The sequence below is a fragment of the Dinghuibacter silviterrae genome, from assembly GCF_004366355.1.
GTDB lineage: Bacteria > Bacteroidota > Bacteroidia > Chitinophagales > Chitinophagaceae > Dinghuibacter > Dinghuibacter silviterrae.
Genome location: NZ_SODV01000002.1, coordinates 1055382 through 1068066 on the forward strand (window position 1 = coordinate 1055382; position 12685 = coordinate 1068066).

7 protein-coding genes are annotated in these 12685 nt (G+C 55.5%); 4 read left to right on the forward strand and 3 right to left on the reverse strand.

Going from position 1 to position 12685, the window contains the following annotated elements:
* Position 1 precedes the first annotated feature (1 nt).
* From EDB95_RS21640 to EDB95_RS21650, 3 genes are all read right to left on the reverse strand, one after another.
* Positions 2-1225, reverse strand: a complete 1224-nt coding sequence (locus EDB95_RS21640; protein ID WP_133997157.1) for a hypothetical protein — start codon at positions 1223-1225, stop codon at positions 2-4.
* Positions 1226-1236: 11 nt separating this feature from the next.
* Positions 1237-2478 carry a hypothetical protein gene (locus EDB95_RS21645; RefSeq protein ID WP_133997160.1) on the reverse strand — a complete coding sequence of 414 codons (1242 nt, stop codon included), beginning with the start codon at positions 2476-2478 and terminating at the stop codon, positions 1237-1239.
* 383 nt (positions 2479-2861) lie between these two features.
* On the reverse strand, positions 2862-4085 hold the full coding sequence (locus tag EDB95_RS21650; protein ID WP_133997164.1) for a hypothetical protein: 1224 nt from the start codon (positions 4083-4085) through the stop codon (positions 2862-2864).
* A gap of 564 nt (positions 4086-4649) precedes the next feature.
* On the opposite strand from EDB95_RS21650, the gene EDB95_RS21655 reads away from it, so the two are divergent.
* The 4 genes from EDB95_RS21655 to EDB95_RS21670 all read left to right on the forward strand — a co-directional run bounded on the left by EDB95_RS21655 (position 4650) and on the right by EDB95_RS21670 (position 12680).
* A complete protein-coding gene (locus tag EDB95_RS21655; protein WP_133997167.1) occupies positions 4650-5012 on the forward strand; it encodes a BlaI/MecI/CopY family transcriptional regulator in 363 nt (120 codons plus the stop codon).
* Positions 5009-7894, forward strand: a complete 2886-nt coding sequence (locus EDB95_RS21660) for a M56 family metallopeptidase (RefSeq protein WP_133997169.1) — start codon at positions 5009-5011, stop codon at positions 7892-7894. Before EDB95_RS21655 ends, EDB95_RS21660 begins: the two co-directional genes overlap by 4 nt.
* Before the next feature lie 334 nt (positions 7895-8228).
* On the forward strand, positions 8229-10127 hold the full coding sequence (locus EDB95_RS21665; RefSeq protein ID WP_133997172.1) for an SPFH domain-containing protein: 1899 nt from the start codon (positions 8229-8231) through the stop codon (positions 10125-10127).
* 54 nt (positions 10128-10181) lie between these two features.
* Positions 10182-12680 carry a PIG-L family deacetylase gene (locus EDB95_RS21670; protein WP_246073758.1) on the forward strand — a complete coding sequence of 833 codons (2499 nt, stop codon included), beginning with the start codon at positions 10182-10184 and terminating at the stop codon, positions 12678-12680.
* Positions 12681-12685: the final 5 nt, after the last annotated feature.

A 12685-nucleotide genomic window follows, 5' to 3' on the forward strand; every position in this document is an offset into this window, starting at 1 on the left:
TTTAATATACCTGGGTATAGTTTTGTGTCTGCGGGCTGTATTCGTAGACTTGGGAGCTTCCGCCTCCATTCGAATAACACAACAGACTGCTATTCCCATATCCGTTTCCGGCAAAGTTAAGCATATGGTCTCCTATATAAGTATAGGGGGATCCATACGGATTGTAGGAAAAGGGATAATAATAGAAGCCACCCGGAGGAGCGCCCCCACTGACCGTATTGCCGCTCACCGCATCGACAACGGTCACGTTGCCGCCGCCCGGACGGTAACAGAACAGGGTATTGTCCGCGTTGGCGGCGGTACTCCCTGAAATATTACTGGCAAACACCCGGTCCTGGTAGTCTTCGAAGTTGAAATTGTTGAAACCGCTACGGGTGGTATAGGTCGCCGTAAAGTTCGTGCTATTCGCACTGTGGGTCAGGTACCAAAGATAACCATAACCGGGGCGATAGCACACCAGGTCCATGGCCCCCGGGTTATAGTCCTCGGCGATGATCTGGTCGCTGGTTCCTTTCAGGTCGAACCCGCCGATACCGGAACTGCCTTTTACCACCGCGGTCCAGATGGGCGCGGTTACGACGTTTGTATTCTCGATCACCCAGCAATACCCATTGCCCGGCCGGTAACAGATCAAGGCGTTTTTATAACCACTGCCATAATCATAGGCGATGATCTTGTCCGTCTTGGTTGCTCCCGCGAGGTCGTATCCGCCGATGCCCGTCGTGGAATGCCAATCCTCCTCCCACTCGCCGTTGCCATTATATTGCAGGAGGTATAAGATGCCCCTTCCGGGAATATACAACAGCAGATGGTCCTCGTGACCGTTCCCGATCGCGTCGTAGGGGATGATGTGAACCCCGCCGAGCTCGTTGAAATTATCCGTGCAATCGGTGTTATACTGGCTGACACTGATGGTACCCGCGTTGAGCGTCGGGATCCCGGTGCCCGAATAAATGGTGGTCGAGTTGGTGCCGCTGACCTGTGTGAGCGTGACATGCCCGTTTCCGATGTCATAGGTGAACAGACAGTCCGACCCGTGGCCGTCACCGATGTCATAGCGGATGACCCTGCCGGTGGCACTGGGCGCCTGCCAATCCGCGTTTGACACGAACCCTGCTTTCGCGCCTTTGGTAAGACCAACAGACGACGTAAGCGGGTTCTTGCTACATCCTGCGGTCAGGATGAGCACGGATAAGCCAAGAAGAAGGTTGAAATGGTGTTTCATGGTTGACTCGATTAATATGCCTGAGAATAGGTTGACGTCTGGGGATTCAACTCGTATATCTGAGATTGGTTACCGCCTCCGTTGGAGTAAAATACCAGGCTGCTGTTACCGTATCCGTTGCCGCTAAAGCTCAGCACATGATCCCCAATATAAGTATAGGGAGAACCGTACGGGTTGTAGGGCATGGTGTAACTCAACCCGGAATACGTTCCACCCCCGCTGACGGTGTTGCCGCTGACTGCAAAAACGTTGCTTGAGCCGGACGTGCCCGGACGATAACAGAACAGCGTATTATTGGCAGTGCTTCCCGTGCTCCCGGATACATTGCTCGGGAACATCCGGTCCTGATAATCCATGAAATTGCTGGTATAGCCATTGGCAGAGAGACCGCTACGGGAAGTATAGCTCGCGGTAAAATTCGTGCTGTTGGGCGTATGCGTCAGGTACCAGACATAGCCATAGCCGGGGCGATAACAGACCAGGTCCTGATAACCGGGGTTGTAGTCTTCTGTGATGATCTGGTCACTCGTCCCTTTCAGGTCGAAACCGCCGATCCCACTGGAGCCTTTTACAACGGCTACCCAGTTGGGGGTGGCCCCGGCTGACGCTGTATTTTCGATCACCCAGGCATAGCCATTGCCCGGACGGTAACAGATCAGGGCATTTTTGTAACCGCTGCCGTAGTCATAAGCGATGATCTTGTCCGTTTTGGTCGATCCCGCGAGATCGTAACCGCCGATCCCATTGGTGCCTGACCCCTGGACGTTGAATTTTCCATCGCCGGCATAGTTGAAAAGGTACCAGATCCCGCGCCCCGGAATATAGAGCAACAGGTGATCTTCATGTCCTGTTCCGTTTGCATCGTAGGGAATGATGTGGATGCCGCCGATCTCGTTGAAATTGTCGGTAACATCACCGGCATATTCGTTGAGACTGAAGTAGGAGCCGCCGGCCATCGGGATCCCCTGGTTGTCGGAAATGATCGTGGTGCCGGTAGTGCCGCTAACCTGCGTGATCGAAAAAAAGTTGTTCACGAGGTCATAGCTCAACAGACAGTCCGACCCGTTGCCATCACCGATGTCAAAGCGGATAAGCCTTCCTGCGGCGCTGGGTGTTTGCCAATACGAGTTCGACGGGAAGCCCGCTTTGGCGCCCTTGGACACGTCGACGGAAGAGGAAAGAGGGTTTTTACTGCATCCTGCGGACAGGACAAGCGCTGCCAGAGCCAAAACGAAGCTGGAATTGCGTTTCATAGTTTAATTGATTTGTTTAGGTAATTATAGGTTTACAGTTTACGGCAATAGAATCCTGTCGATCGTGCCGGTGAGGCAGATGCGCGTTAATGAAATACAGGAATTTCCTGTTTGATGTTACGAGGCTGAAGAGATGTGAAAAACGGTTTTGGTTTTAACTGGGTTTTTTCAAGGTTTGAAGTTTTCGAAATCGAAAGTAGGGATAATTTCAAATCACACCTTTCGATCTGGATAAATATTTTATTGCGTGAAGCGGGAAAAATTATAATTAACTATCCTTACATGTTGATAAATGCCGTGTTTATAAAATAACTGCGTCTTTTAAAAAACAACTGCACCGGCGGCTTCTTTTTTGAGCACCGGCCGGAGGCTGTATGGATATCTTAATAAATTTGTATGTATGAATTCGTGTTGGGATTGAGTTCATACACCTCCGATGGATTGCCGCCTCCATTGCTGTAAAAGACCAGGCTGCTGTTTCCCAGGCCGTTGGCGTTGAAGTTGAGTACGTGGTCTCCTATGTCTGTGTAGGTAGTATTGGGGATATAAGGATTTATGGTCATGGGGTAATACAGGCCTTGAGGAGTCCCGCCATTTACCGTGTTGCCGTACATATGATCGACTACGAGGCTGGCAATCCCGGCACCAGGCCGATAGCAGAGCATGTCGTTATTGGCAGTAGAGGCGGTGCTCCCGGATAAATTGGTGGCAATCATCCGGTCCTGGAAATCCAGGAAACTGAAATTAAAAAACCCGTTCCTGGTGGTATACTGGGCAGAAAAAGTGGTGCTATACTGATTGTGGTGTAAATACCAGACGTAACCATATCCCGGTCGATAGCAAACCAGGTCCATGACCCCCGGAGAGTTGTCTTCGGCGACCACCTGGTCCGTCACTCCTTTCAGGTCAAACCCGCCGATACCGCCACTGCCTCTTACCACGGCGTTCCAAACGGGTGCGTCTCCCGAGCCTGTATTCGTGATCACCCAAATGTTTCCAAAACCCGGCCGGTAACAGATCAGCGCGTTCTTGGCGCCACTGCCGTAATCATAGGAGATAACTTTGTCGCCTACGTTCATCAGGTCATAGCCTCCGATTCCCCCTGTATATTGTAGCGATGATGGCCAATCCAAATGCCAAACACCTCCGCCCACGTATTTCAAAAGGTAGGCTATGCCCTGTCCCGGAGCATACAGGAGCACGTGATCCTCATGTCCCGTGCCGTTTGCATCGAAGGGGATGGCATTCAGTCCACCAGTCGCGTTATAAGGATCGATGACGTAGTCATAAAATTGGCCGATATTGATAGACTGACCATCATCCAACTGAAACCCCTCGGTCAACCACAAATCGGTAATATTGGCCCCGACAAACTGAGTAAGCTTGACCACGTCCTCGCTTAGGTCATAATACAACAGGCAGCTCGACCCGTGGCCGTCATCGAGGTCGAAACGGATAATTTGGCTGGTGGGCGTGGTCGCATGCCAACTGGAGCTATATGCCTTTGCACCTTTGCTTAAGTCAACGGAAGACTTCAGGTCCTTTTTACAACCTGCGGTCAGGAGGAGCACGGAAAATGCAAGCAAAGGAAAGAGAATGCGTTTCATGGACTATTGATTTGGTTCGGGTAACTGAAAATAGTGTTTGTTTCATATGGGGTTCTTGCGTAACGACAAGTGCTTTGTGAAGAGAATAACTGAATGATGCAGGAGGACAACTGCATCGGGCGGGCCACCACCGCCAGGCCACCACCGCCAGGCCACCCCGCCGGGCCACCACCGTCAGGCCACCACCGTCAGGCCACCCCGCCGGGCCACCACCGTCAGGCCACCACCGTCAGGCCACCCCGCCGGGCTACCCCCGCCGGGCCACCACCGCCAGGTCACCCCGCCGGGCTACCCCCGCCGGTCCACCCCGTCGGGCACCCGGATCCGCCGGAATCCCCAGGGCCCCGTACGCTCCGCACACGTTCCCGTATCGTAACCGAACACCCGCCAGGCGTTGGCTCCGTTTTTCCCATTGACATTCAGTCGATTACCTTTTTGGCACCCCCTTGGCGGCCCTTTTTTGGGTGCCGGCCGGGGGCCGGGTGCCTATTTTTCCTCCAAAAAACTAATCGATTAGTTGAAAAACTAATTAATTAGTATTAGGTTTACCAAAAGAATATAGCTATGCAAAAACTTGCCAAACGGGAAGAACAGATCATGCAGGTCCTTTGGCGTCTGGAAAAGGCGTACGTCAAGGATATCATTGCCGGTCTGCCCGACCCAAAACCCCACTACAATTCGGTGGCGACCATGGTAAAAATCCTGGAGGAAAAAGGGTTTGTGGACCACGAAGCCTTTGGGAATACATTCCGTTATTTCCCTGTCGTTTCCAAAGAAACCTACCAGAGACACACCCTCGGGGACATCGTGAAACAATATTTTAATGACTCCTACCCGAGTATGCTCGCTTTTTTCGCCAAGGAAGAAAAAATATCCCAAACGGACCTGGAGGAGATCTTGAAAATCATACAATCCAAGAAGCCATGATACCCTATATCATGTACGTTGCGATGGTCACGGCGGTTTACTTCCTCTTCTATCGCCTGCTGCTCCACAAAGAGACCTTTTTCCGGTTGAACCGGTGGTTTTTCCTGGGGGGGCTTGCTTGCTCCTTTGTGTTGCCGCTGCTTCCCGTGCCCAGGGCATGGTCGCTGCGCGAGCGAATGGAGGAGGTCTTGCCCGCGACGACATCCGCCCAGGGCGCTGCTGCGACACCTGCCCGGGACGCTGCCGCGACATCCGTCCCCAGCACCGTTGCGCCCGGCACGGCGGCCCCCGACCCGGAGACGTTCGGCCCCTTCACCGCCGCTGCGATCCGCCCGGAGACCAAGGCTCCCGTTCAAAAAGCGACGACGGAAGCGATGCGTACCCCCGCCAATGCGATGCGCACGAATGGCCCCGCGTATGAAAACGCACGCGCCGCGATAATAACCGCGAACACCGCGCCTACTGTGAGTACTGCGCCTACTGCGAACACCGTGCCTACCGCGAGCACCGCGCCTACCGCAAATTATGCGAGCAACGCGCCCTCCGCGACATATGCGAGCACCGCGCCCGCCGCAACGCCCCGTGCGCATGCCACCGCGCCCGTCGAATCGACGCTCACGGGCCCCCACACACCCGATCGCCCGGCCCCCGTGGCCACCACGGAGACACCCGGGATCTGGGACGGGATCACCCTGTCGCTGGTGCTGACCATCCTTTATTACGGCTACTTCTGCGGGGTCCTGATCTTTGCGTTCAACCTGTTGCTCCAGTTCGTCGTGGTCTGGTACCAGGTGAAGCAGGGGAAGGTGATCCGGGACGGGGCTTTCCGGATCGTGGAGACGAAGGGGGATAAGGCGCCCTGCTCTTTTGGACGCATTATCTTTATCAATCCCTCGTTGTATGACGAGGAGACCTATCAGCAGATCCTGACCCACGAAAAGGTGCACGCCCGGGGGCGGCACAGCGTGGACATCCTGCTGGCGGAGCTGGGGATCGTCCTGCAGTGGTTTAATCCTTTTGCCTGGTGGTACAGGCGGGCGTTGGAGGATAACCTCGAATTTCTTACCGACGCGGCGATGATCAACAATCCCCGGATCAATCCCTCGAACTATCAATTGAGCCTGCTGAAGGTGTCGGTCCCGCACCTGCCCCTGAGCATCACTTCGAACTATAACCAATCACTGCTCAAAAAACGAATTCTAATGATGCATTCCAAACAATCCTCGGCCGGTACGACCTGGAAGTATCTTTTCCTGGTCCCTTTGCTGGCCGTTATGGTCTGCGTATTTAACCATACGCTGGCGGTTACCGCCCAACAGGTCCAAAAGGCCCAACAGGCCCAACAAGTCCGGGTCAGGAAAGTGATCGAGAACAAAATAGATACCAACAGCAATCCACGTACGATCACGGAACGGGATGGAGAGAGCGAACCCCAGGTATACGCGGTAGTTCCGAACCCGGTTGTCGTTGCCAATCCGGACCCCTTAGATGTAAGTGTTGCGGTCCCGGTCCCGAACCCGATGCCCATGGTCAACGTACACCCGGTGGTCACCCCCGTCATCGATGTCAACCCGATGCCCGATGTGGATATAAGGGTCGATGGCGACCATCGCAGCGGCACCTGGATGGCCACCATCGATGGAGATACGGTAGAAATGACGATGCGGAGCGGGGACGCGAACGACAATTGGACGAATACCGAGTGGTTTTTGAAGTCGGAATTCTCGGCCCTGCCTACGACGAAAAGTGAGTTTACGATCACCCGGGAAGCGGGGACGCTTGTGTTGAACGGGTTGTTTGACGGGAACGAGGGCTATGGTCACTTTACGTTTAAAGAGAATAGTGATTTTGAAGTCTTTCTAAAAAGCCATGGGCTTGCCGATGTATCGGACGACCAGATGTTTCGTGTCTTCCGGGCGAATGTGACCCGGAAGGCGGTGGAGGACCTGGCGCAGGCGGGCTATAAACAGCTTTCCATCCACGATCTGTGCTCGTTGTGCGCGATGAAGGTCGATGCGGCCTATATCGACTCCTGGAGACAACTGGGGTATCCGCACCTGGATCCGCATGAGCTGGTATCGCTGAAGGCGCTCCACGTGGACGGCAACTTTGTAAAAGAATGGCAGGCCGCCGGGTTTAAAGACCTGGAACCGCGTGAGCTGACGACCGCCAAAGCCATGGGCATCACCCCGGCGTATGCGCAGACATGGGCGCAACTGGGGTATAAAGACCTGGCGATGCATGAGCTGGCCGGTCTGAAATCCATGAACGTCGACGCCGGTTATTTAAAAGAACTGCAGGACGCGGGGTTAAAGGACCTGGGTCCTCACGAACTGATGGCCGCCAAGTCGATGGACATCGACGCTGCGTATGTCAAGTCCTGGTCGGATGCAGGATATAAAGACTTGTCGATCCATGACCTGGTGGGTCTGAAGTCGCAGAAGGTAGACGCCAGTTACATACAGGAGTTAAAGGCAGCCGGGCTGACAGACCTGGAACCGCACCAACTCATCGCCGCCAAATCGATGGATATCACCCCAGATTATGTCCGGTCCTGGAAAGAACTGGGTTACACCGACCTGCCCATTCATGAGCTGGTGGCATTGAAATCGATGGGCGTGGAACGTACATATATCAAAGAGCTCCAGGACGCAGGGTATGCCCACCTGGAACCGCACGAACTAATTTCTTTCAAATCACAAGGCATCACGCCTGGATTTGTAAAAGAATATGCGGCGCTCGGATTTAAAGATATTCCGCCGCACACGCTGGTCGCCCTGAAATCGATGGAAATTACGCCGGAGTACATTACTTCCATGAAAAACAAAGGTTTTGTCTCTAACGATTTGCAGGAATACATTAAGCTGAAGACGTTTAAGTAGTATTCCGCCTCATGTCAAGCCGGGGGACCGTCCATCAGCAGGGCGGTCCCCTTTTTTGTTAATTGTCTTGCAAACACGATTTCTTTTATATTAACTTTGTGAAGTAATTCCAACATTACAATGGAAACGGACAAACGCCATAAGGCAATCCTTCTGTCAGTTACTTCTCTTGGTCTGAGAATCTTCAACAACTTTCCTCCCAACAATTGACTAACAAAACGAGTGCACGCAAGGCGCTGTAAAAGGCCGCCCGCAGTCGTGTGCATATACCTGACGGCGCCCCACCAGGAGGGCGCAAGCAATGTTTTTTTTACATACCCAAACCATAATGTCTATGACACAAACTGAAACCCTCAGGTGGATCCTGTTGATTGGTATTCCCCTGCTTTGTTTGATCTTTTACAAAGTCATTCTGCGCGTATTCTTTGGCGTGATCATCGTGCCGGAGAACAGGATCGGTATCGTGACCAAAAAATTTAAACTCTCGGGTGGCCAGGAACTACCGGTGGGCCGTATCGTCGCTACGGCCGGTGAAGCCGGTTTCCAGGCAAAAACGCTGGCGCCCGGGGTGTATTTTGCTAAATGGCCCTGGCAATATACGGTGACCTTTGAACCTTTTACGGTGATCCCCACGGGGAAGATCGGGCTGGTGCTGGCCAAGGACGGGAAGGAACTTCTCCCCGGGGACATCCTCGCCCGGCGTGTGGAGTGCGACTCGTTCCAGGACGCCGAGGCCTTTCTCAAAAACGGGGGCCAGAAAGGACGGCAAACGGCCATCATGACACCGGGTTCTTACCGTGTCAATACCCTTCTTTTTGACATCGAGGTGACGGACATGATCCATGTCCCGGAAAGCGGGGTGGGGATCGTCACCACCCAGGAAGGGAAGGTGCTGGACCCGGGCCAGATTGCGGGCCGCACGATCCAGGGACACAACAACTTCCAGGACGTGGACACCTTCCTGAACCAAGGCGGTCATAAGGGGCTGCAGGAACAGGTGATCCTGGCGGGTTCCTACTTCCTAAACCCCTGGTTTGCGAGCGTGGAAGTGGTCCGGATGACCGAAATCCCCATCGGCTACGTCGGTGTAGTGATCTCCTTCGTGGGGAATGACGGGGAAGACCTGAGCGGGGCCTCTTTTAAACACGGGAACATTGTGGCCCGCGGGAACAAAGGGGTTTGGGCCGAACCCCTTGGACCGGGTAAGTACCCGATCAACCCGTATATCATGAAGGTGGAACTGGTGCCTACGACCAACCTCGTCCTGAACTGGGCGAATACCCGGTCGGAGGCGCACCAACTGGACAAAAACCTGAGCACGATCACGGTCCGTTCGAAGGATGGTTTCTCCTTTAACCTGGACGTGTCGCAGATCATCCATATCCCCACGACCGAGGCGCCGAAGGTCATCGGCCGTTTCGGGAACATGAGCAACCTTGTCACCCAAGTACTGGAGCCGACCATCGGGAACTATTTCCGTAACTCGGCCCAGGACGCGGACGTGATCGACTTCCTGAAAAGCCGTAAGGAACGGCAGGAGCAGGCCAAGATGCACATCGGGGTCGTCCTGGACCAGTACAACGTCAACGGGGTGGATACCCTGATCGGGGACATCGTACCCCCCGAAAGCCTGATGAAGACCCTCACCGACCGTAAGATCGCGGAGGAACAAAAGGTGACTTATGAAACGCAAATGAAGGCCCAGGAGACCCGTCAGGCCCTGGAAAAGGAAACCGCCATCGCCGAGATCCAAAAGGACGTCGTCAAAGCGGACCAGGGTGTGTGGATCGCCGAAAGGATCGCCGACGCTTCCGTGAAAAAAGCCACGGGTGACGCCAGCAGCGTCCGGCTCCAGGCCAACGCCGAAGCCGACCGGGTGAAACTCCTGGCCAGCGGTGAGGCGGAAAAGGTACGCGTCCTGGCCAAGGCCGAAGCCGAAAAGACCGAGCTCATGGCCAAGGCGGATGCCGAAAGGATCGCGGTCACGGGTAACGCCGAAGCCGAAAAGATCCTGGCGATCGGTAAGTCGAGCGCCGAGTCGTACAAACTGGCCGTGGAAGCCATGGGCGGGGACAACTTCACCCAGCTCAAGGTCATGGAAGCCATCGGATCCGAACACATCCGGATCATGCCCGACGTCCTCATCGCCGGTGCGGACAACGGCAGCGGACCCGTCAACGGGCTTCTGGGGCTCAAGCTCCTGGAAGAGCTGGGCAAGAAGAAGCCGGCATAAGCGCCGAAGTGTTAAATTGCAGTGGCCCCGGGGCAAAAGCCGGGGCCACTTTTCATGATGATCCTCAGACGACTCCTGCCGACTATAGCAGCCATCAGTGTAATCACCTCCACCTCTGCCCAGGCCCCCCGCTCCTACAGCAGTGCTGACATCCTCCAGTTGATGCAGCAACTCAAAGTGGTGGGCTCCGTCCTGTATATAGCGGCGCACCCGGATGACGAAAACACCCGGTTGCTGGCCTACCTGGCACGGGAAAGAAAGGTCCGCACGGCGTACATGAGCCTGACCCGGGGGGACGGTGGGCAAAACCTGCTGGGGGATGAACAAGGGATCGAACTGGGGCTGATCCGCACCCAGGAACTCCTGGCGGCGCGCCGCATCGATGGAGCGGAACAATTTTTCTCCAGGGCTTATGACTTCGGATTTTGCAAATCGGCCCAGGAGGCGCTAAAGATCTGGGGGGAGGACTCCATCCTGGCAGACGTCGTCTGGGTGATCCGCAAATTCCAGCCGGACGTGATCATCACCCGTTTCCCGGAAGACCGGAGGGCGGGACACGGACACCACGCGGCTTCGGCCATCCTGGCCCGGGAAGCCTTTACGGCAGCCGCGGATCCGAACCGTTTTCCCGAGCAATTTGCCCTGGGGGTAAAACCCTGGCAGGCCAAACGCATCCTTTGGAATACCTTCAATTTCGGGGGGAACAACACGACGTCGGAAGACCAGTTCAAAATCGACGTGGGCACCTACAATGCACTCCTGGGGAAAAGCTATGGCGAGATCGCCGCGGAAAGCCGCAGCCAGCATAAAAGCCAGGGCTTCGGCGTGGCCGCTTCCCGCGGCCGGTCCTTCGAATACTTCCAAACCGTAGGCGGGGACGCACCGAAAAACGACCTCCTGGACGGTGTAACTGCCGACTGGAGCAGGCTGGGGGCACCGGAGATCAATGCCGCCATCGATTCAGTTATTAACAGCTTTGACCCTTTACATCCTTCCGCCAGCATGCCCGCCCTGGAGCGGTTGACCGGCCGGGTGGCGGAATTGCACACCGGCATCTGGTGGAATTATAAGTTGGACCAATTGCATCTTTTGGAAAACGCGTGCAGCGGCCTTTGGACGGAAGCCTTTGTGACCCGGCCCTACCTGGTGCGGGGAGAAACGGCCCCCGTGACCGTATCGATGGTCAACCGCGGACCGGAACCCATCACGGTCACGCATATCATGGTGGGGACAATAGACACGGCGATCACGGCTACCCTGTCCCCGAACATCCCCGTGTCGTTTACCATCCCCTTCCATGTCTGGGAGGGGGAACCCCTGTCCCAGCCGTACTGGCTGAGGCGGGAGAAGACGGAGGGGCGTTTTTCCGTGGAAGATCAGCACGACATCGGGAAGCCGCAAAACGATCCACCCCTGTCTGCCTTTATATGGGTAGCACAGGGCGGCGATGACCGGCGGGTGGCCCTGCCCGTTATGTACAGGCACACCGACCCGGTACGGGGCGAGCTCTACCAGCCGCTGGAAATCGTACCCGCGCTCCTGGTTTATTTCACACCAGGCACGATCCTGAGCAACCTGCAGCCCGTTTTCCGCCCGACGTTAAAACTGACGGTCGTGCCCACGACCGACATACACGGGGCGAGCATGACCGTTCGACTCGCCAAACCAGGCCAGGTCATGGAGATCGACAAAGGGACGGTGGACCTGGAACGGGATAAGTCGTACCAGTACGAGATCCCCTATAATGAAAAATTTATCGACAGGGACAGTGTCTTCGACGTCAGTGTCCAACTAAAGGAAGGTGACCACGTGGCTGGTTACAGCGCGGGACTCAAGGAGATCGACTATCCTCATATTCCTTTTATCCACTACTTCCACGGCACCTCCACCAAGGTGATTGGGGAGCGCGTGAATGTCAAGGGCAAGCACATCGGCTACATCGTTGGTGCAGGGGACAAGATGCCCGGCTGTCTGGAGGAGATGGGGTACGACGTCACCATCCTCCACGAAGCCGACCTCCTGGACGGGGGCCTGGGCCGTTTTGACGCCATCATCACCGGGGTAAGGGCCTTCAACACCCAACCCTGGCTCCGGAACGTCATGCCGGGGCTGATGGACTACGTCAAGGCCGGGGGCGTCCTCCTGGAACAGTACAACAACCTGAACGGACTCGTTACGCCGGCCCTTGGTCCTTATGCTTTCCACGTGGGGGGCGGCCGGGTGACCGATGAGGCGGCCGACGTCTCCTTCCTGGAGCCGGGTAATGCTGCGTTCCACTATCCCAATGAGATCACCCCCAAAGACTTTGACGGCTGGATCCAGGAAAGAGGGCTTTACTACGTGGACGCCGACGGTCTGGACCCGCACTATAAGGCGCTCCTGGGCATGCACGACCCGGGCGAAGCTATCCAGAAGGGATCGCTCATCGTAGGGGCCTATGGAAAGGGCAAGTTCGTCTATACCTCCCTGGCCTTCTTCCGGCAACTGCCGGCGGGCGTTCCCGGGGCGTACCGGCTGTTTGCCAACCTGCTCGCACCGCCGCCCGTACAATAACCCTT